Raw genomic sequence first — 21,239 nt, forward strand, 5'->3', positions numbered from 1 at the left:
GGATCTCGCCGAAGCGATCTCCAGGTACTCACTCGTTGTTCAGTTTTCAAAGATCAAGCTCGTTGTCAGCGACGACTACCGCGTCACCAGCAACTCTTATAATATATCACATCCAACCGATCAATGCAAGCTCTTTTTTCAACTTCTTTTCGAGCTCGGCGTTGATGTTTCGCGGCCAGAAATAGAATATATCATGTATAGATTCTTTTTGCAAGCAGTATTTTAAAGGGACATTCATATGTCGAGTGACTCCTACAATAGCAACTCTCTTTATAGTTCATATATTTATCGAATAGCTGAGATTGAAGCCTGAAAGATCCTGCAGTAAGCATATCTATTATATCTGTATCAAACTTTAACCCTACTATCCATCGAGCTTTGCCCCTGAAACAGGAACAGACCCTGTTCATCCCGGCATCTGCCGCTAGAACAAGGTCTGTTGCATAATGCGGAAGAACCCCCTGTATAATTACACCTGTGTATATACCCTAATCTAAACTCAACTTCTGTTGGAGTAATACAACCAGATCCTCCGCTGTATCCCAGACGAGTGGACGGATCTCTTGCAGGTGTACCTGAAGGTTGTTGGCGTCACAGCTCTTAACAGCCCAGATCACCGGAATGCCCCTCCCAAGCGCGTATCCCGCTGTATAATACACTTCAGGAGATTGACCCGTTATATCTGCGATAATCAGCTTGCTGTCCGCAACGGACTCCAAAGAATACGTTTCGCTGCTATATGCTATCAATCGGGGAAGATAACCGTACTGCTCGATTTTGGGCAAAAGCTTCTCCTGCCATTCCTTGCGCAATTCCTCTTCTTCCGGCAGGAGAACGACGCATGGCTTTAATTTCTTACCTCCGCTTGTTGCAGCGGCTTCGCTCCATCCTTGTGCGGTTAATTTAAAGGTTAAGCCTTCTCTTATAAGCAGCTGGTCGCTTCCAAGCTTATCGATGATATAGACCAGCTCTTGCAGGTTGGGAGAGTATGTCAGGTTATAGCTGCTGGAAAGGGGTTGAATAACCACAGGCTCCAACGGCCCTTCGGAATGTCTATACAAATGTTGCAGCAGCCTGTTTCCTTTATCCTCAATAGTCACAGGGATGGCCGGAGAATTCACAATAGAATCCAAATCTCCGGCATTAACACTGACCTTCTCTCCACGGTCTGTCATTTCCCGGATATACGCTGATACCAAATGGAGCATGTCGCGTTTCTGTTGGTGTGATAACGAAAGTATCGACTCATAGCTGTCTCTCAGCAGCTTATAGAACCCCCCGGGTGAACAGGAGCAGTCTTCATACCGATCATAATCGCGTTCAGCTGTAATCGGGACAATCTGATCGCAGAACAAACAGTGTTTTTTGAGCATGACAATTTACCACCTCTTATGAATAGCAATTCTTCTAACCTTACCAAGATTGCCTGGAAAAGTAGACAAGCAGATATTTCCTTTAGGCCGGGAATAACATTACAGGCTTCTGCTAAATCCTCCTAAAGTATAATAATCGGCCTTTGATTCCGTACCTTCTCCAGCACTTGATAAGACTTGCGTATAAGCATTATCTTTCCGAATCTCCTCTATTACAGGTGCTAGAATTACACAAAAAAATCCTGATAATCAAGGTTATCTTGACTATCAGGACTGAAATTTGCGTGCGTATCCAAGAGGCAAACGACGCCAAAGAATCTGCTTCCTAGCTACTGCCAATTACCTCCCCGAATTCACCTCTAACTCCGACCGGATGGGAATACCCATTGCGTGAATATGGTGCTATCGAAAGTTAGTTCTTCTATGTGTTACCTTCAATCAATTCAGTTTGCGGAAAGTGATCCTTCCAGTATTCTTTCATGGTTAAAAGTACTTCAAATTTCATTTTTAAAGTTATACCATAATCAATAAAATCAGTCTTCTTCCAGTATGAATAATTCATAAAAATATATTTCCAGAATTCTTTGATTTCACAATAGAAATCCATTGAGTTGTAGTCCAATATTTCTTTCCAAATAACGAATTGTTGTGTTGGATTCTTATCTTCAAAAATGGTTGATTCAGGGGTAAGCCCTCTATAGTCATAGCCATAAAACACATTGACTAACTTAATCTGACCATCAATATTATTGTTAAGTTCGTCTATATCTTCAGCAGGATCCATAACTCATTATGATTTCTTGATCCTACAATTTGTTCTCCATATCTATCAATAAAAGGGCTGGCAACAATAAACTCTGTTACGAATCCAACGTTGCCTGAGAATTTATCCTTAACATTCCATTCCGCTGCAATCTGGTCTGCATAGGTTTGATTTAAAACTGGATAGAAAATTGGCTGCTCAGGTAACCTTGGAGGAAATCCCCTTAGGTTTAGATCTAGGATCAATTTCATTTCCGCAAGACCGACAGGTCGAAATAGAGTCTTCATATTTATTATCCCCTCAGCTGATTTTCCGATAACCAAAAGTTATGCCATGAGTTTCCTAATCCAAAATCAGTTTTGACATTAGAGCCCATTTGATAATACTAAAAAAAAATTTAAAAAGTCCTGATAAATCAAGGGTTTCTTGACCATCAGGACTAAAATGTTTGTGCCGAATATCGTTACAAATCTATACCAAACTACGATCCAAACGGTGACAAGATGACTTACAACTCACAACATGAGCTGAGTCTACTTCCCGTGACTCCCCCGCTGCCGCATCCCCTCAAACAACAAAATCGTCGCCGCCATCGCTGCATTCAGCGATTCGGCGCGGCCGGCCATCGGGATGATAATGCTCTTGTCGACGAGGGCTGCCGTCTCCGGCGAGATTCCTTTGCCCTCGCTGCCGATCAGCAGCCACTGGCTGCCATGGAAGTCATGGGTGTAGCAGGAATCTTCACCTGTCAGCGAAGTGCTGACCAGCAGCGCTCCGCGTTCCCGCGCCTGAGGCAGAATCGTGCCGAGATCTCCCTCCACCACCGGGAGATGGAACATGGAGCCCATCGTGGAACGGATGGTCTTGGGATTGAAGAGATCGGCGCAGCCTTGGCCGAGGATGACTCCATCCGCACCTGCCGCATCGGCACTGCGGATGATGGTGCCCACGTTACCGGGGTCCTGGACCCCGTCCAGCACAACAACCAGACTATCCGGCTTCGCCAGAATAATCTCCACGCCTTGCTGCTCCTTGCGCACAACGGCAAATACCGGCTGCGGTGTATTCGTGCTGCTGCACTTCGCAATCACCGCTGCCGACACGCCAATTACCTCCATGCCCTGCACGGCTTGAAGCAGAGGCTTCAGTTCGGAAGGCATGCCCTTTTCCAGATCAAAGGCCAGGCATTCCACATCCGCTTCCGCCTGCAGCGCCTCCTGCACCAGATGAATGCCCTCCACAATATATTTCCCGGATTTGTCGCGGTGTTTCTTCTCCTGCAGCCCTGCCCATTCCTTCACCCGCGTATTCTGCGGCGACATAATTTCCATGAGGTCCTACCTTTCTGGTGCTTGCAGATTCCTGATCTTAAGTATGCTAAACCAATCGAGTGTTTTAACTGTAGTTAGTACAACTAAAATTAGCGGTTGGAGTAAGATTCCGCTATTTACGTGATTTTAGTTGTACCCTATTTGCATATAACGGATTAATTCAATTAAAATAACTGCCCAAAATACAATTAACCTTGCCTGTACCTGCACTCAACCATACAGCCCTATTGATAAGCCATTTCCAGCTTCGTCAGGTTGTCCTTGCGTCCGACAATGACGAGTACATCACCTTCAGTCAGACGGTCCTCCGCTCTGGGGGAAATATTCATTTCCTCACCCCGGCGGATGGCCATCACGTTACAGCCGTATTTAGCACGAATATTAAGCTCCTGCAGATTCTTACCGAGCATCGGCCCGGAGACCTTCATGTCCAGGATGCTGTAGTCCGGCGACAGCTCTATATAATCAAGGATGTTCGGCGAGGCCAGATGATGCGCCACCCGCATGCCCATATCCCGTTCGGGGTAAATTACCTTATCCGCTCCGATTTTACTTAATACCTTGCCGTGCAGCTCGCTTTTGGCCTTAACCAGAATTGCAGGCACGCCCAGATCCTTCAGGATCAGCGTGGTTAGAATACTGGCCTGAATATCCTCGCCAATCGCGACAACTACCACATCGAAGTTACGGATTCCGAGTGCACGCAGTGCCTCTTCATCGGTCGAATCCGCGGATACGGCATGAGTAACAATATTCGAAATTTCCTGGGTGCGTTGCTCATCCGTATCAATGGCCAGTACATCAAAGCCCATACCACTGAGCGCCTTGGCTACACTTGAGCCGAAACGTCCCATTCCGATGACGGCATATTGTTTTTTTGCCATAATTGTTGTACCTCCCGCCGCATTTTGCATCTCAAACAGTATAGCATACGTTGTCATAAACTTGAATTTTCAGCGCGGCCGCAGGGCACCTTATAACAAGGCTGCTCACAAACCAAAGCCCACGCTCCCGAAGCCAGTTTTGCAATGCCGACCCAGGGAGCGAATGCTAACTAACTTAAGGAGGCCGATATGCCAGTCACCATTGATTTGCGCCAGGCTATTGTACACAAGATTCACGGACAGACCGAAGAAGGCCTGCGGGAAGTGATCGAGAATTCCGTGGACGGACCGGAAGCCGCGCTTCCAGGACTCGGCGTTGTCTTCGAGATGATCTGGAAGGATCTCGATCCCGCCAAGCAGGACCGGGTGCTCTCCATGCTGCACAGACATCTGGAGAAGCTCACACCAGGATCCATCACCTCCTAAAGAGCTTCACTCCGCCAAAAACCTCCGCAATCCACTGTGCAGCTGCACTATGGAGGCGGAGGTTTTTTATAACAAACAATTGAATAAGCGGTCAGCTTATCCTACTTCAACTGTACATTTCAAGGCGCGGTTTCGAGGAACTTGGCCGTTGGATTCTTCTCCATTGCGGTCCGCATGGCGTATTCATTCTCGAACAGCACCACAAAATTGCCCTTCTTATCAGTAACCAGGGTGGAGTTAATCCGGAATTTGCTTGCGTCCGGCTTGTTGTCATCCACAATCCAGCGCGCGAACTGGTAGCTCATCCGCTGCAGCTGGACATCTACACCATACTCGCCCTTCATCCGGTACTCGAACACCTCGAACTGCAGCTGTCCGACGACACCCAGCAGGATATCATCGAAGTTCACGGTGCGGAACACCTGGATCATCCCCTCTTCGGTCAGCTGGTCAATACCCTTCTGGAACTGCTTCGATTTCAGCGCATTCTTAATGCTCACTTTGGAGAAAATCTCCGGCGAGAAGGTCGGCAGCTCATCGAATTCAATATCCCCTGCCTGACTCAGCGTGTCGCCAATCCGGAAGATACCCGGGTCAAACAGACCGATAATATCACCCGGATACGCCTCTTCAACAATATCTCTATCCTGGGCGAGGAACTGCTGCGGCTGGGACAGCTTGATGTCTTTACCAGCCCGCACATGCTTCACGCTCATCCCGCGCTCGAACTTGCCGGACACAATGCGCAGGAAGGCAATGCGGTCACGGTGAGCCGGGTTCATGTTAGCCTGGATTTTGAAGACATAGCCGGTAAATTTCTCATTTGTCGGTTCAACAGAGCCAGCTGTACTGCGGCGTGGTTCAGGCTTCGGTGCAAGATCAAGGAAATTATCCAGGAAGGTCTGCACGCCGAAGTTGTTGATCGCACTGCCGAAGAATACCGGGGTAATCTCGCCGCGGAGTACTTTCTCATAGTCAAAAGGATCGCCCGCTACATCCAGCAGCTCCAGATCTGCGCACAACTGGTCATGCAGGTACTCTCCGGCCATCTCGCGGATAATCGGGTCACGGTAGCTTTCCACTTTTTGTACTCTGATCACGGAATGATCGTCGCCCTGGAACAGCTCGACCTGATTCTTCATCCGGTCATATACGCCGCACAGCTCACGGCCCATGCCAATCGGCCAGTTCATTGGCACAGAGCGGATACCCAGTACATTCTCCAGCTCTTCCATCAGCTCAAATGGATTGCGGCCTTCACGGTCCAGCTTGTTGATGAAGGTGAAGATCGGAATGCCGCGTTTCGCACAAACCTGGAACAGCTTGATCGTCTGTGTTTCCACGCCCTTGGCAACGTCAATCAGCATGACCGCACTGTCAGCCGCAGTAAGCGTACGGTAAGTGTCTTCACTGAAATCCTGGTGACCCGGGGTATCCAGGATATTCACCCGGTGGTCCAGATAATCAAACTGCATGACGGAAGAAGTGACGGAGATCCCGCGCTGCTTCTCAATTTCCATCCAGTCACTTGTCGCATGCTTGCTTGCCTTACGGGCTTTGACTGTACCTGCTAAGCGGATAGCGCCCCCGAAGAGGAGCAGTTTCTCGGTCAGCGTTGTTTTACCCGCATCGGGGTGGGAAATAATCGCAAAGGTTCTGCGTTTGTCTACTTCACTCTGAAGCTTGTGGTCCGGTGCCTTATTCATTACACATATCCCTTCATATATATATTCATCCATGCTTCTGCTTCAATTACCGGATTTCATCAAATCGGTGCACTACTCATTCGTCCAGATCCTTTCACGTAGAATTCATCGTTACATCGTTGAAGTACGGTTTATAGGATATTTTATGGCGCCTTGCCTAGAAATTCTTTATTTTGAAAGCATCCTTTTTAGTATAGCAAAATCCGGCAAACATTATCTACAAAAAAGCTCCGCAAGTCAAATATCTTGCAATATTATGTACAGAAACTCCGGCTTTGGTGGATATTCGGCTGACTGGTCCGCCGGAAATCCGTTATTCCGCAAAAAGATCCCCCTGCAACGTATGCAGAGGGATCTCCAACAGTTCTCTTATTCAGGGCTTAGCGGTTAACCTGCCAAACCACATTGTCTTCATCCTGGCCGTTGACCGGCCACCAGTGGAAGCCTTCGCCAGCCAGCAGCTGATCGGCTTCGACCGGCCCCCAGGAGCCGGCAGGATAGGAAGCGAGATCGTTACTCTCTTCCTTCCATGCCTTGGCGATACGGTCCACGAAGGACCAAGCCGAGGACACTTCATCCCAGCGGGTGAAGTAAGTGGAATCGCCGCGCGCAGCATCATGCAGCAGGCGCTCATAAGCTTCCGGCGAGTTGATGCCGATCATGCAGCTCTGGCAGAAATCCATCGCCAGCGGCTGAATTTCCGATTCCGAGCCCGGCTTCTTGGCATTGATCTTCACGTAGATGCCTTCCATCGGATTCACACGGATGACGAGCAGGTTCGGCTCCAGATTATGCTTCTGGCCCAGATAAACGTTGGTCGGCATTCCCTTGAACTCGACAACCACTTCCGTGGTCTTCACAGGCAGACGTTTGCCGGTACGAATGTAGAAGGGAACCCCTGCCCAGCGGAAGTTGTCTACAAATACACGGGCTGCGAAATACGTCTCTGTATTCGATTCCGGGTCCACCTTGTCTTCCTGGCGGTAAGCCGGAAGGGTCTTGCCCTTGTAGAGCCCTTGCGTGTATTGACCGCGCACCACGTTCTCGCGAACCTCTTCCGCCGTAGCGTAAGGACGCAGCGAACGAAGCACCTTCACTTTCTCATCACGGATATCTTCAGCCAGCAGACGGCTTGGCGGTTCCATAGCGATCATTGTCAGCAGCTGAAGAATATGGTTCTGGCCCATATCACGCAGTGCTCCGGCATGATCGTAATACCCACCGCGCTCTTCAACACCCACGGTTTCCCCGAGTGTGATCTGAATGTTGGCGATATGCTTGTTGTTCCACAGCGGCTCGAAGAAAGCATTAGCGAACCGGATCACTTCAATATTCTGCACCATTTCCTTACCCAGGTAATGGTCAATCCGGTAAATCTCTTCTTCCTTGAACACCTGGCGGATTTGCTCATTCAGCTGTTCAGCGGACTCCAGATTGTAGCCGAATGGTTTCTCGATCACCAGACGGTTCCAGCCCCGGGTCTGCAGCATTCCGCCAGCCTTAAGGTTGAAGGAGACACTGCCGAACAGTTCAGGTGCGAGCGCCAGATAGAACAGGCGGTTGCCCGGAATATGGAACTTCTCTTCGAGCGCTTCCGTCTGGGCATTCAGCTCACGGAAACCGTCAATATTGTTGATGTCCAGAGACTTGTATTCAAAATGCTGTACGAACTCGTTCCATTCCGCAGCATCTCCTGCCTGGTAGCGGCAGAACTCGCGGATGGACTCCTTCACATCTTCCCGGAATTCATCCTGGGTACGGGGACGCCGAGCCACGCCAATTACCGCAAAATCATGTGTCAGCTTGCCTTCACGGTACAAACTGTAAATCGCCGGGAAAAGCTTACGCCGGGCTAGATCTCCGGTTGCCCCGAAGATAAAGAATACAGCACCGGGTGTATGCAGTGCATCAAGGGTTTGATTTTCAGCCATGGCTCCTCATCTCTCTGTATGTAATATAGTTGACATTCATTCTCAGCGGCGGTCATGATATAAAATACGCATGACGGCGTGATGTCATTTTATCATAATTGCACTAAGGATGCTATCACATTCCTGACAGTTTTTCTCGGGATTTCGTAATTTTCTATTACTCTTTCTTATGCTTTCACATGCTCCCGCTTATACTACCGATATTATACCGCCCCGCCAAAGGCTCCGCAACGTGGAGCCGCTGCGGAGTAAGCCTGGAAATCCCCGGCTTCAGTATTCGATCGTGATCAGCGGGAGTCCAAGGGTCATGCGGTTTCTATCCTCATTCCCGTCTCTGTGCACCGCCAGCTGGAGCGCGAGCTCATGTCCGCCGCTGCTGACGGTGCGCTGCAGGCCGGGCACACTATATGAACGGCTGGATGTAGTCGCATCTGCGTAATTCTCCTCCGCGTGAATGCCGGGGAGCTGCGCTGCAAGGTTCTGCTCTGTGGCCAGCAGCGCAGCCTGCGGTCCGCTCTGTTCCTTGGCCGGAGCCTGGAGCGAGATATTCCACGCTGCAGCGATACCCGCCTGAATCATCGCCTTTCCCGCGTCTCCGGCTGCTGCCGGAAGCTCGGGCGAGCCCAGAAGATCCGCCGTCTCGAAGGTAACGATGCAATAACTCCGTCCGCCGCCGAGCTCGCTCCAGAACAGGGAGATCTTCGTGCCTCCACTGAGTTCCCGATAGGCGCGGGAGGTCATATGGCCATCCTCATCCGTACGGCTGATTTCACCGAGTCCGAGCTTGGCAGCCAGCTTCTGTACCGCAGCTTCAGCCGGCAATCCGCTGCTGTATTCCCCCTGCCACTTCAGCACGAGCCGGAGCGGAGCTCCAGCAGCGGAAGCCTTACTGCCGAGAGAGGCCAGCAGAGCAAGGGAATCCTGAAGTTCCCCGGAAGCCGCTGATCCGGCACCGGCAACCTGGTTCAGACTGCTGCCGGAGAATCCGGCGTCCCCCCCGGCGTTGACCGTAGCTGATACTGTAGCGGATGCGCCAGCAGCACTACCTCCCAGGGCAGTTCCCGCGCTGCGGAAACCGCTGAGCAGCATCGCCACCACACATAACCCGGCCAGCAGCAGCATTCCCTTGCCTTGTCCTCTGTTCCCCATTCCGCATCTCCCTCTCAATCCGTTCTAGTAATCTACTAGACAGGATACCCAGCTTCAGAGAAAGATATACCCCGCTGAGAGAGACTCTCTGAGACTCCCGATCCGGTAGCTGCATAGTTCACTTGGAATGCAATGAGATTCCAATCACTTCCACAGGAGTATTTATTAGTTTATATTTCCATTAATAGAATTCGCATAATATAGATAGAAGAGGTACTCATACAGCATGCTTAAAAAATGGTATCACCGAAACAGCGCTGACTTCCGTCTTGTCAACGATCTGGTTGTCCCCATGCTTTTCCTCCAGATCCTCCAGCTTCTCTTTCAACTCGGCGACCAGGCGATTATCGGCAGGCTTGGCGTTGAAGAATTTGCCGCAGTGGGCATCGCCTCATCTTTTATTTTTCTAATCACCGGAACGATCGGCATTCTATGCGCGGCCTTCAACATCATCGGCGGAAGATTCTTCGGCAACAATGAGATCCCTAAGTTTGGCCAAGCTTTTAATACAAGCATGACAATGTCCATCATTATCGGCATCCTGTTCGAACTGCTGCTGTTAGGGACTGGCAAATGGATATTGGGCACGGTCTATGATCTGAATTTCTTACCTGCCACTCATTATTTGTATATCAGCGGAATGACTATGGGCATGAATATGGTTCTGTTTAATTTCTCAGCCTATTTCAAGAACATCAACCAAGCCAAGCTGTTAACCTTCAGTTTCGTGGCAGCAGGCATCGTTAATATATTCTTCGATTATGTGCTCGTCTTCAGCAAATGGGGCTTTCCTGAGCTGGGCATGAGCGGTGCCGCTGTTGGCTCTGTCGCAGGCTATGGTGCGAGCATTATAGTCTGCATCTATTTTTTCCGCAAAAGCAGGTTATTCAGCTTCTCCCTTCAGATCAGCCGCCCCATCGCCAAGCAGCTGCTGAAGCTCTATTTCCCGATGGCCCTTCAGGACCTTATTGAATACACTTTGTTTGCAATGGGCATCATGGCGATCATCTCCAGAATGGAGTCTGAATTCATCGCGTCATACACCGTTGTGACCACTTTGCTTGAGATCATTATGATTCCGATGTACTGCTTCGCAGGCAGCTGTATGACAATTACTGCCCAGGCCTACGGCAAGCAGCAAGAAGGGTACACCAAATACTCGCATTTGTCGCTCCAGCTAATGTTAATGATCAGCATTCCGCTAACCTTGATCCTGATCTCATTCTCCTATCCGCTGATCACCATCATCACAGACAATGCTATTGTCATCTCCTTTGTCCAGCATGTTCTTCCCCTGGCGCTTGCTCTTAATCTATTGAATGGTTTACAGATGATTATGCGCTCCACCCTGCAGGCGATTGATCTGGAGAAGTGGGTGCTTGTTTACTCGGGGGTGGTGTATGCAGTATCCCTGGTAATCATATATATATTTATCTCGAAGCTTGATTTAACCTGTGTTTATCTCGGGTTTGGGGTAAGTTATCTGCTCTTATCCTTAGGTTATGTATACAAACTGCAAGGACGCGAGCCTTACGCGCACGCAAAAACACTTTCAAGATAATCCCCGTCCTTCCCAGGCCAGGGCTAATTTCTCTTGAAAGTGCGTAATGGCTTCTATGGTCTATGGCTTTATTCCGCCAGTCCATTCTTATATGCGTAAATAGCTGCCTGGGTCCGGTCTTCGACGCCCAGCTTGGCAAGAACATTCGTGACATGGAATTTCACTGTCTTGATTCCAATAATTAATTGATCGGCAATATCCTGATTGGACTTTCCCTGGGCCAGCAGCTTCAGCACTTCCATCTCGCGTTCGGTAAGCTCCTTGTAGGCCGGAGACTCACCTCTGGCATTCGAGCGGAACCGGTTCATCATTTTGGAAGCCACTTGTGATTCCAGCACGGACTGTCCTCTTGCGGCAGCCCGGATTGCATCCGCGACTTCACTGGCCCGCGAGGTTTTGAGCAGATAGCTGAACGCGCCGGCTTCAATGACCGGGTACATTTTCTCATCATCCAAATAACTGGTCAGCACTATAACTTTGCAGTCCGGGTACAGCTTCAGCAGCTGTCTTGTTGTTTCGATCCCGTCCATGCCGTCCATCACCAGATCCATGAGCACCACATCCGGATTATATTCCTGTGCCAGCCGGATTCCTTCTTCGCCGCTTCCGGCTTCACCTACAACTTCAATCCCATCCTCGGTGCCAAGCACCGCAGCAAGTCCGATCCGGACCATTTCGTGATCGTCCACCAGCAGGACCTTGATCGCTTCCGCTTCCTCCATCTCCATGGTTACCCTTGCCCCCTATTCATTGACTACCGGTACGGTAATATCAATCCGCATTCCTTTGCCGGGAGCGGTGATGAACTGGATCGAGCCTCCGATCTCTGTTATCCGCTCCTGCATATTCGAAAGTCCGTAGGATGTCTGCTTGCCCTCATCCAGCTCAAAACCGATCCCGTCATCGCGCAGCGTCAAACGGACGGTATCACCGCGGCGGTGCAGGCGGATCTCCATCTTCTCCGCTTTGGCATGACGCAGCGTGTTCGAAATCGCCTCCTGCACAATGCGGAACAAATGATTCTCGACGCCTTTGAGCAGCTGCACGCCCTGATCCATCTCGAACACAATATCGATCGGAACCTTGATCTTCAGTTCCTTGATCAGCTCCTGCAGCCCTTGCTCCAGCCCCTTACCTTCCAGATATACCGGCCGCAGGTGCAGCAGCAGTGCCCGCATCTCCGACTGGGCTACGGCAGACATCTCCTCAATCAGCGCAATTTGCCGCTGCGCCTTGTCGAAATCCTTCTCCAGCGTCCGGCCTACAGCCGTTGCCGTCATCGAGATCGCGAACAGCTGCTGGGATACGGCATCATGCAGCTCGCGTGCCAGCCGCTGACGCTCCTCGATAATTGCCGTCACCCGGGCTTGCTCGGCAAGCTTGGCATTATTGGTGGAGAGCCGCTGCAGCGTATTCACCTGATTCTCCCATTTGCCGCCGATCCGTCCGAGCTGTTCCCCTAGCCGGCCCAGCTCATCATGGCCCAGATCCGGCATCACCGGGGTGAGATTGCCCTTCTCCCAGGCTACCAGCGTCGCCCGCAGCAGTTCCAGCTTGCGCTTGCTGCGGAAGCCCTGATAGAACCCGTACCCGATGCCGAAGGCCATTGGCAGCAGAATCAGCGTCATTGCCGTTCTCACGCCGACCTTCCAGTACTCAAACGGCTGTAATAATCCATATGTATACATAATGTATGTAATAACAAGCAGCATGATCAAAGAGAACAGAGCCCCCTCGCCCATACTGCGCGTTACCATGTTACTGCTTTTTTTGCCCATGCCCGGGAGCCCTCCCTTCCATCTCTCTGCTCATATGCTGTATGCATCAGGGAAACCGTATGTCCAGATCGCCCATCAGATATGAGATATTGAATTTCACTTTATGCTCGCTGCTGTCGTAGTTGGGTGACTTCCAGTTCAGCCGGTTCAGCATCCCCGTGTCCCGGTGACTGCCGGATTCGATAGAGCCGAACAGCACGAAGGCTTCGATCTCTACCCCGTAATCCTCGGACATCAGAATGTCTACATCGCCAAAAATGCCCTGGAACAGCATAATCGTCTCTTGTTCTTCCGCCATTGCCAGCGAAAGATCCACGTCCGCCTCACCCAGCACATGCCAGGCGCTGAGGCTGCGCATGACCCACGGCGAGAGATCCCAGTCGAATCTGGAAGAGAAGCTTTGCTTCTGCATAAACCCGGCCTTACGCTGCATTCTTTTGGATTTCACAAAGAACATGCCCAGCGAAATCAGGCAGATTCCAAGCACCAGCAGCAGATGGTCCAGCAGCAGCAGCACCGCGCCGATCCCCAGAAGCTTATACCCTTGCTTCACCTTGCCTGACGTTGTCCGGTAGATCCCCAGCAGCAGGAACAGGAGTGCGACCATGGAGAAGAAGCCGATCCATTTGCCAAAAATCATTAAGCAGCCGACACCAATCAGTCCGATGGCAATCAAACGGTTCCGTTTATCCATTCCGCACCTCCTCATCTATAACCGCTTCCCGCTACAAAAGCCATACCGGTATGGAGAATCCATACCGTATGGCTTTACCTTGTTCAGCATATCATACCTGCCTATTCTTTAGGAACAGGCATTATTCTTCTTTTTTATCAAGTGAAGGAGCTGCCGGAGCAGAATTCAGCTTGCTCTTGAGTGCTGCGAGCTGTTCTTCCACTTTGAGCTGCTTCTCAGGATCTACCGGCTTAGCATATGCGGTTGCCGAAGGGCTGTACGGAGCGCGCATAACATCTGCTTCCGCTTCTAGCTGCATGATCTTTTCTTCCATGCGGTGGAATCCAAGAGATGCACTTCCGCTTTCAATGGAATGTACACTGCTGATCTGGGACATTTGCTTCTTGGCTTTAGCCATTTGAGCGCGGGAGACCAGTTCATTACGTTTGTTGCGCAGCTTGTAGAACTCATCCTTCATATCATGAAGCTGCTGCACCAGTTCCTTGGCTTGAACTTCAGCCTGGGCGTGAAGCTCGCTGTATTCAACATGCTTTTGGTCGAAATAAATCTTCTCTTCCAGCAGCTTGCGGGTAACTTCCTCCTGGCCGTTCTTAAGCGCAAGTTCCGCTTGTGCCGCACGTTGTCCGGATACCTTAGCGGCTTCGTCCACACGCTGCTTCATACGGCGTTCATTGGCCATCTGCTTTGCTACCGTTACTTCAGCCTCATGAATCTCAGCCTCCATATCGCGCAGATATTGATTCAGCATTACGATTGGGTCCTCTACCTTATCCAACATGTCGTTTACCGACGCTTTAGTCATATCTTTAATCCGTTTGAATACTCCCATGATTTACACTTCTCCCTTCTCGTATTTAGACAGTTTTTGTTTGAGCTCTTCTACTTCTTTTTGCAGTGCCTTCTTCTCAATATCCTTCATCATGGCATCCAGACCGGAATCGGGAGCCGTGTAAGCGCCCGCTTTGTCATAGCCGGGATTATAGCCCGGCTGTCCGCCGTAAGGGCCATATCCTTGCTGTCCCTGCGGTCCGCGGCCATGCTCAGGTCTTCCTGAGTAAGGACCGCCATACGGGCCGCCCGGCGCACCGGGTCCAGGTCCGAAGGGATTGTACTGGGTAGGCTCCTTGGGAATTACCATTGCTGCGATAAGGTACACCAGGATAGTAGCTCCTCCGCTAAAAGGAATGCTGACCACCAGCAGAATTCTGAACAGTGTGGAGTCGATGCCGAGTGTCTCGGACAATCCGCCTGCCAGCCCTGTCATTACCCTGTCTCTGGTTGAACGGTACAATCGGGTCATAGTACTACTCCTTTCTGCCATCATTGTTCAGCTTCTCCTTCAGGCGGGCCATTTCTCTTTCGAGCACGGTCGCCACCGTCTCACCGGCCTGCACTGCATATTCCTGTCCCATCCGGCGCAAATCGCTCAGGCTTTTGGCTTCCAGCTCCCAATCGGTCATCTTGTCTTCCAGACGGCCGAACATTTTGGGGACATCACCGCCGCCATAAGCACTCGCTCTTTGATTCATTCGCTGCTGCAGCCGAAGTGATTCCATCCGTGCTGCATAGAATTGGCGTTTGCTGTATACCGTCTGATACTCAATTTTGAGTTCATTCAACTGGCTTTCAAGCTCAAAGAGTGATTGCTGGCTGGTTTCCAGCAGCCCGCTGTATTGCTCCAGCTTTTCCTCGTGGATAATTTTCTCCTGTAGTGCCAGTTTGGCGAGATGATCTTCACCGGCCTTGAGCGCGAGGAGTGCCTGCTCTTCACGTTTGTTTCTCATGGCGGTTGCCTGATTCACCTGCTGCTGCAATTGCTTCGTATGGGAAGCGTACTGCTGATACAGCCGCTCTGCCTCCCCTATTTCTTCACGGGTTGAATGTAGAAATTGATCAATCAGCTTCACGGGATCCTGACTCTGCTCCAGGCGTTCATTCAAGTTGGCTACGGTGATATCCCTCATTCTGCGAAAAACACTCATGATTTCCTGTTCCCTCCCTGCTTCTTATTAAGTAATTGTTCTACCTCTTAGTATGTTCTGCTCCGTTTACCCCGGAGTACCGAGATGCCCCACACTACCAGCGCTACACCGAGCAGCGGTCCGATAATCCAGGAAAGCTTGGAGATCAGGGACATGATACCGATGAACAATACTACCCAGCCGATAATTTTGTGTCCGCTCTTAATTCCGTAGTATCCGAGAGCAACCAGCAATACCGGGAACAGGATGCCAAAGATGCCGTGAATCAAATTAGGCAAAATCCCTAACAGCATTACCGCTCCAATTGCAATCAGCACAATCGCAAGTCCGTTACCTTTTCTTTGCATTTTTTCTCACCGCCTTTCGTTGATCTCTTTCTTATATCCTTATTCTAGGGTAAACCGCAGATTTTCAAAACAGACTGTGGACGGTTTTATGTACTGGACCTTAGTCGGGGACTTATGCACGACCGCAGACCGCGGGGTCTTAGCAGATATTCTGCTGGGGATCAGCTTTTGTACTGTCTCTTCCAAATATGCGGCATCATACTCCCTTGCAGGATCTCCCAGTGATGGCCATAATATTGAGATAACGCTTCATCCACACAAAGGAGTTACGCCCATGAAGACACTGCTGATCGTTGAAGATGACCGAAGCCTGAACAAGGGGATCGCCCTGTCCTTGGCTCAAAACGACTTAATTATAGAGCAGGCATATACTGTGGCGATGGCTGATCAGATTATCTCGTCAACCCAGATAGATCTCATTCTGCTGGATGTGAATCTTCCGGACGGAAGCGGACTCGATTACTGCGAGAGAATCCGCAGAACCTCACAAGTGCCGATTATATTTCTGACTGCCAACGACATGGAGCCGGATATTGTTACCGGCTTTGCGCTGGGAGCTGATGACTATATTACGAAGCCATTCAGTCTGATGGTTCTGCGGGCCCGGGTAATGGCCGTCCTGAGAAGGAGCGATGCGCCTGCCAGTGACAGGATCGTTATCGGACCGCTGGAATTTGATTTTGGCAAAATGGAATATTCCAAGAACAGCCGCCCCCTGCTGCTGAGCAAATCCGAACAGAAGCTGCTGCGCATACTGGTAGCGAATAGAGGCAACATTCTGACCCGAGAGCAGCTGATCGACAAAACGTGGAGCCAGGAGGCTGTCTTCGTGGATGAGAATGCATTGACTGTAGCGATCAAAAGATTACGGGCCAAAATTGAAGATGAACCCTCCTCACCCCAATATATTAAGACCGTTTATGGTTTAGGGTATACATGGACAGAAGGGCCGACTCTATGAAGGGACAAGAACGACTGCCGCATACCCGGCTGGTAAATCTGGGGTTTGCTGCGGCTTTTATCATTCTGGTACTGGCTTATGTGACTTGTATTCTATTACTGGATACCACTGGCTCATCCCTCCTCGGACTCTCCCTTCTGTTTATACTCTGCATGCTGATCCTTGGAGGGGCCTGGTCCTGGTCGCTCAGATATCTGGTCATTTCTTTTATGGAAAAGGTAGAAACATTGGTAGACAACGCTACTCTCGGGCGTGAGCCATACTATAATTATGAAGAAACCCTTCTCTCCTCCATAGAACATAAATTAATGCGGTACATAGAGATTGCCAGAGTGAACGGACAGAATATGGAAACGGAAAAGAACAAAATTAAAGAACTGATCTCCGATATCTCTCATCAGACCAAAACACCATTATCCAATATTATGATTTACAGCCAGCTGCTTGAGGAGAATCTGGTGCATGATGAGCATGCGCTCCCGCTTGTTCTCCAAGTTAAAAAGCAGTCGGAAAAGCTCGACTGGCTGATCCAATCCCTGGTCAAGCTGTCCCGACTGGAGACGGGCATGATTTCTTTGCACATGGAGTCTTCTCCTGTGATCCGCGCCGTTTCTGAAGCAGTTTCGCAGATTTTCATCCAGGCAGAGAGCAGCTGTATCACTATCAGTATAAGCTGTGAAGCTCACATCACCGCGTACCATGACTCCAAGTGGACAACCGAGGTGTTATTCAATCTGCTGGAGAACGCCGTGAAATATACAGAGCCGGGGGGCAGCATCCATATCACCGCTGAAGCGAATGAGATGTTTGTACGCCTGGATATCGCAGATACCGGCCGGGGAATCTCCCAGGAAGAGCTGCCCCGAATCTTCAAGCGGTTCTACCGGGGAAATAATGTGCGCGATATAGATGGCGTGGGAATAGGACTATTCCTGGCGCGGGAGATTATCACTGCACAAGGCGGACATATGAAGGCTGCATCTGTGCCCGGGCAAGGCACTGTGTTCTCGATCTTCCTGCCGCTATGCTGAATATGTCCATTCCGTCAGATTTCAGACACTCTCCTGTTAGATTTGTCTGATACCTTGAAGATGTGAATAAGAACATACGCACAGGAGGAATCTAACATGCCTATTCTGCGAATAGAGAATCTCAAGAAATATTATGGAAAAGGAGCGCAGACGGTCAAGGCTCTGGATAACGTATCTATGAATGTCGAGAAAGGGGAGTTCGTGGCAATCGTCGGCACGAGCGGCAGCGGAAAAAGTACACTGCTGCATATGCTCGGGGGTCTGGACCGCGCCACCGAAGGCAAGGTGTATGTCAACGGGCATGATATTTTTCAGATGAGTGATGAGAAGTTAACCATTTTCAGGCGCCGCTCTGTCGGATTCGTCTTCCAGAGCTATAATCTGGTGCCGATCCTGAATGTGCTCGCGAATATCGTCCTGCCCATTGAGCTTGACGGAGGCCAGATCGACCAGGAGTATCTGAACCTGATTATCACGAGTCTGGGACTGCAGGAGAAGATTCGCTATCTGCCTGCTGCACTCTCCGGCGGCCAGCAGCAGCGCGTGGCCATCGCAAGAGCGCTTGCGACCAAACCTTCCATTATCCTTGCTGATGAACCCACCGGCAACCTGGACAGCAAGACCAGCCAGGAGGTGCTTATCCTGCTGAAACAGCTCAGTGTCAAATTCGACCAGACTATTGTTATGATTACGCATAACGAAGCCATCGCCCAGATGGCGGACCGGATCATCCGCATTGAGGACGGCAGGATCGCCTCAGGATTAACGCAGGCACCCGGGGAGAGCCGGTTATGATCGCTACGAACAACCGGAAGACCGTATTCAACCTGGCGATGGCCAGCCTGCGGGCCAACCGGTTGCGAAATTTGGCGGCCATCTGCGCTATTGTGCTGACTACACTGCTTATTACTTCCATTTTCACTATGGCGCTGAGTATCAACCAATCTATGCAATATGCACAGATGAAAACAGCCGGAAGTGACTTCCACGGTGGTTTCAAATACCTTACTCCGGAAGAAGCCGCTACGCTGCGCAAGCATCCTTCAATTAAATTATATGACTACTCGCTTAGTTCCGGCAGGTTGGGGAATACAGAATTTAAGCATGATCCCGTTGAGGTGCTGCAGATTGATCAGGTCTATGCGGATCACAGCTTTATCGTGTTCACAGAGGGAGGATTGCCTACTGGAGAGAATGAGGTTGCCCTGAACACCTGGATTCTGGACAAGCTGGGGGTTCAGCCGGAGCTCGGCAAGGAAATCACGCTGCAGATAGATATTGGTGAGCGGATAATCAGCCAGAAGTTCACTCTGTCAGGCTATTATGAAGCGGACAAGGAGCTTGCGATGGCGGGACTGGCCTTTGTCTCGAAAGCTTTTACCGATAAAAACCTCTCAGACATCGATCCCGTACAATCAAGGGACAGCGGCTCCTACGTTAACACCTCAAATCTGAGTGTCATGTTCAGCAATTCCTTTCATATTGAGAGCAAGCTCAACAAGGTCCTGGCAGACACGGGAATTACGGCTCCTATCGGAATCAATTGGGCTTATTCCAGTGTATCTTTGGCGGAAAATGCAGTGAATATCATTCCATACGCCGCAGTTATCTTCATCATTATGCTTAGCGGCTACCTGCTTATTTATAATATTTTTTATATATCGGTGGTCCGTGATGTGAAGTTCTATGGCCTGCTGAAAATGATTGGCACCACCCCGAGACAACTGCGGAGAATCATCGCTATTCAAGCCAGGCTGCTATACCTCATTGCCCTGCCGTTCGGCCTTGGCTTCGGCTATCTAATCGGCAGATGGGTTACACCTCTGACCACTTCACTATCGGGGGAATTTAAAGGAAGTTCGCTTTCGTCCAGTCCATGGATTTTTGCAGGCGCAGCCCTCTTCTCCTTCCTGACCGTGTGGATCGCAGCGCATAAGCCTGGACGGCTGGCAGCGGACATCGCTCCCGTGGAAGCCGTTAAATTCTCAGGCGTTCAGAATGGCGGAGTGAAGACTCTAAGGTCCTCAAACCACGGCGCCAAGCTGCACCGGATGGCGTTCTCCAATCTGTTCCGGAGTAAAAAGAAGCTGAGCCTGATGTTATCTTCCCTCTTCTTAAGCATTCTGCTGTTTAACACGATATTCACCGTGATCTCCTCCATGGATGTCAATAAGTACCTCAGCGCCTATATTCATGGAGATTATATGATTCACAACAAGGGCATTATCCAGCCGGAGGGGGAACGCTCCGTCAATGAAACAGAGCTGTCCGAGGAACTGTGCGGTCAGCTGAGTCATATAGACGGGGTGAACAGTATCGATAAAGTCTATTATAGCCTGCTCACCGTTCCTCCGGATGATATCATCAGCGCTTCACTGAAGTCGTCATCCAATCCCCAGGGCATCCCTTCCCGGGTCCACACTCAGCTCTTCGGACTGGATTCAGGCTGGTACGATCTCGCAGAACAGGATGTGCTCGAAGGGGAATTCAACCGGGAGCAATTTGATTCCGGGGACTTCATACTGGTGACCCAGACTCTTACAGAGCCAGGCGCCTATGCAAGCTACTATCATCCCGGAGATAGGATCAGCTACCCCGGATTGAAGCAGAGCTACGAAGTGATGGCCGTGCTGAAATATGACGCTTTCTTCGCGGCAACCACCCAAACGTATTTCGGCAACGGCTACAATGCCTTCCTGCCTGCAGCCAAGCTCCGCCAAGCCACTTTGGAGAGCGGGACTCCAGCAGACATCCTCTCGCTTACCCTGCATGCAGATCCCGCCAAGCTTGATGAAACGGGACAATTGCTCAGGGAGGCTATCCGCCCGCTGGATGCTCTGCAGCTGAAATCCAGAGAGGATTACAGGCAGGAGTTAAGCGATAATATCCGTATCTTTGAGATTATCGGCTATGGCCTGAGTCTCGTAATCGCCCTTATAGGTCTGCTGAATTACATTAATTCTGTCCTTACCGGGGTGATCGCCCGCAGGCATGAATTTGCCGTGCTCGAGAGCATCGGGATGACTAAGAAACAGCTCAAACGGATGCTTGTTTACGAAGGCTTGTATACTGTACTGCTCACCGCTCTGCTTACCTCTACTATAGGCGTGCTGCTGACTTACGGGATCGCCAGGAATATTGCCGCGGGCATGGCCTATATGGAATTCCGCATGATGTGGCTGCCGTTCATTCTGGTCATCCCGGTACTGGCTGTCTTGTCTTATCTCATCACAATAAGTGCCTACAGACCGCTCGCACGCAGCCCGATCGTCGAACGGCTGCGTGAAATGGAATAAAGGCATGCTAAACGGGGCTGTCCCAT

21 protein-coding genes are annotated in these 21,239 nt (G+C 50.4%); 6 read left to right on the forward strand and 15 right to left on the reverse strand.

The genetic code is table 11. The features are described from left to right. Positions 1 to 488 precede the first annotated feature (488 nt). The 5 genes from R50912_RS35765 to R50912_RS27945 all read right to left on the reverse strand — a co-directional run bounded on the left by R50912_RS35765 (position 489) and on the right by R50912_RS27945 (position 4,381). Positions 489 to 1,373: a hypothetical protein gene (locus R50912_RS35765; protein ID WP_042239572.1), complete on the reverse strand. Its 885-nt coding sequence runs from the start codon at positions 1,371 to 1,373 to the stop codon at positions 489 to 491. Between the two features lie 421 nt (positions 1,374 to 1,794). Then, positions 1,795 to 2,157 (reverse strand): hypothetical protein, encoded by a 363-nt coding sequence (locus R50912_RS35770; protein ID WP_063840084.1) that lies wholly within the window; start codon positions 2,155 to 2,157, stop codon positions 1,795 to 1,797. Then, positions 2,136 to 2,423: a hypothetical protein gene (locus tag R50912_RS27935; protein WP_063840085.1), complete on the reverse strand. Its 288-nt coding sequence runs from the start codon at positions 2,421 to 2,423 to the stop codon at positions 2,136 to 2,138. Before R50912_RS27935 ends, R50912_RS35770 begins: the two co-directional genes overlap by 22 nt. 246 nt (positions 2,424 to 2,669) lie before the next feature. Further along, positions 2,670 to 3,467 carry a TrmH family RNA methyltransferase gene (locus R50912_RS27940; RefSeq protein WP_042239574.1) on the reverse strand — a complete coding sequence of 266 codons (798 nt, stop codon included), beginning with the start codon at positions 3,465 to 3,467 and terminating at the stop codon, positions 2,670 to 2,672. A gap of 224 nt (positions 3,468 to 3,691) precedes the next feature. Beyond that, positions 3,692 to 4,381: a potassium channel family protein gene (locus R50912_RS27945; RefSeq protein ID WP_156123503.1), complete on the reverse strand. Its 690-nt coding sequence runs from the start codon at positions 4,379 to 4,381 to the stop codon at positions 3,692 to 3,694. A gap of 159 nt (positions 4,382 to 4,540) precedes the next feature. On the opposite strand from R50912_RS27945, the gene R50912_RS27950 reads away from it, so the two are divergent. Next, entirely contained in the window at positions 4,541 to 4,777 is a 237-nt protein-coding gene (locus tag R50912_RS27950) for a small acid-soluble spore protein SspI (RefSeq protein WP_042139923.1), read from the forward strand. A 119-nt stretch (positions 4,778 to 4,896) separates the two neighbouring features. Here R50912_RS27950 and R50912_RS27955 read toward each other — a convergent pair whose 3' ends face one another. From R50912_RS27955 to R50912_RS27965, 3 genes are all read right to left on the reverse strand, one after another. Continuing rightward, positions 4,897 to 6,483, reverse strand: coding sequence for a peptide chain release factor 3 (locus tag R50912_RS27955; RefSeq protein ID WP_042243479.1), 1,587 nt, complete (start codon positions 6,481 to 6,483; stop codon positions 4,897 to 4,899). Between the two features lie 380 nt (positions 6,484 to 6,863). After that, positions 6,864 to 8,414: a glucose-6-phosphate dehydrogenase gene (gene zwf, locus R50912_RS27960; RefSeq protein ID WP_039307355.1), complete on the reverse strand. Its 1,551-nt coding sequence runs from the start codon at positions 8,412 to 8,414 to the stop codon at positions 6,864 to 6,866. Positions 8,415 to 8,684: 270 nt separating this feature from the next. Beyond that, entirely contained in the window at positions 8,685 to 9,563 is an 879-nt protein-coding gene (locus R50912_RS27965; protein ID WP_042239579.1) for a YwmB family TATA-box binding protein, read from the reverse strand. A 226-nt stretch (positions 9,564 to 9,789) separates the two neighbouring features. Between R50912_RS27965 and R50912_RS27970 the strand changes: the two genes are divergently transcribed. Next, positions 9,790 to 11,124: an MATE family efflux transporter gene (locus R50912_RS27970; RefSeq protein WP_042239580.1), complete on the forward strand. Its 1,335-nt coding sequence runs from the start codon at positions 9,790 to 9,792 to the stop codon at positions 11,122 to 11,124. A gap of 68 nt (positions 11,125 to 11,192) precedes the next feature. Here R50912_RS27970 and R50912_RS27975 read toward each other — a convergent pair whose 3' ends face one another. The 7 genes from R50912_RS27975 to R50912_RS28005 all read right to left on the reverse strand — a co-directional run bounded on the left by R50912_RS27975 (position 11,193) and on the right by R50912_RS28005 (position 15,925). Beyond that, complete coding sequence (locus R50912_RS27975) at positions 11,193 to 11,846, reverse strand: response regulator (protein ID WP_042243482.1); 654 nt, start codon at positions 11,844 to 11,846, stop codon at positions 11,193 to 11,195. Positions 11,847 to 11,867: 21 nt separating this feature from the next. Then, positions 11,868 to 12,902 carry a sensor histidine kinase gene (locus R50912_RS27980; protein ID WP_042239582.1) on the reverse strand — a complete coding sequence of 345 codons (1,035 nt, stop codon included), beginning with the start codon at positions 12,900 to 12,902 and terminating at the stop codon, positions 11,868 to 11,870. 46 nt (positions 12,903 to 12,948) lie between these two features. Next, the gene (liaF, locus tag R50912_RS27985; RefSeq protein WP_042239586.1) at positions 12,949 to 13,596 is read right to left on the reverse strand and encodes a cell wall-active antibiotics response protein LiaF; all 648 of its coding nucleotides are present in this window, start codon (positions 13,594 to 13,596) and stop codon (positions 12,949 to 12,951) included. Positions 13,597 to 13,717: 121 nt separating this feature from the next. Next, the gene (locus R50912_RS27990) at positions 13,718 to 14,425 is read right to left on the reverse strand and encodes a PspA/IM30 family protein (RefSeq protein ID WP_039307345.1); all 708 of its coding nucleotides are present in this window, start codon (positions 14,423 to 14,425) and stop codon (positions 13,718 to 13,720) included. A 3-nt stretch (positions 14,426 to 14,428) separates the two neighbouring features. After that, entirely contained in the window at positions 14,429 to 14,896 is a 468-nt protein-coding gene (locus R50912_RS27995; RefSeq protein ID WP_042239587.1) for a PspC domain-containing protein, read from the reverse strand. A gap of 4 nt (positions 14,897 to 14,900) precedes the next feature. After that, entirely contained in the window at positions 14,901 to 15,578 is a 678-nt protein-coding gene (locus R50912_RS28000) for a PspA/IM30 family protein (protein ID WP_042239590.1), read from the reverse strand. A gap of 47 nt (positions 15,579 to 15,625) precedes the next feature. Beyond that, positions 15,626 to 15,925 (reverse strand): LiaF transmembrane domain-containing protein, encoded by a 300-nt coding sequence (locus R50912_RS28005; RefSeq protein ID WP_042239592.1) that lies wholly within the window; start codon positions 15,923 to 15,925, stop codon positions 15,626 to 15,628. Between the two features lie 274 nt (positions 15,926 to 16,199). Between R50912_RS28005 and R50912_RS28010 the strand changes: the two genes are divergently transcribed. The 4 genes from R50912_RS28010 to R50912_RS28025 all read left to right on the forward strand — a co-directional run bounded on the left by R50912_RS28010 (position 16,200) and on the right by R50912_RS28025 (position 21,213). Continuing rightward, positions 16,200 to 16,886, forward strand: coding sequence for a response regulator transcription factor (locus tag R50912_RS28010; RefSeq protein ID WP_042239594.1), 687 nt, complete (start codon positions 16,200 to 16,202; stop codon positions 16,884 to 16,886). Next, on the forward strand, positions 16,883 to 17,917 hold the full coding sequence (locus R50912_RS28015; RefSeq protein ID WP_042239597.1) for a sensor histidine kinase: 1,035 nt from the start codon (positions 16,883 to 16,885) through the stop codon (positions 17,915 to 17,917). The genes R50912_RS28010 and R50912_RS28015 overlap by 4 nt, the downstream gene beginning before the upstream one ends. Before the next feature lie 96 nt (positions 17,918 to 18,013). Next, a complete protein-coding gene (locus R50912_RS28020; protein ID WP_042239600.1) occupies positions 18,014 to 18,712 on the forward strand; it encodes an ABC transporter ATP-binding protein in 699 nt (232 codons plus the stop codon). Then, positions 18,709 to 21,213 carry an ABC transporter permease gene (locus tag R50912_RS28025; protein WP_042239602.1) on the forward strand — a complete coding sequence of 835 codons (2,505 nt, stop codon included), beginning with the start codon at positions 18,709 to 18,711 and terminating at the stop codon, positions 21,211 to 21,213. The genes R50912_RS28020 and R50912_RS28025 overlap by 4 nt, the downstream gene beginning before the upstream one ends. Positions 21,214 to 21,239 lie beyond the last annotated feature (26 nt).

The sequence above is a fragment of the Paenibacillus sp. FSL R5-0912 genome, from assembly GCF_000758605.1.
GTDB lineage: Bacteria > Bacillota > Bacilli > Paenibacillales > Paenibacillaceae > Paenibacillus_AQ.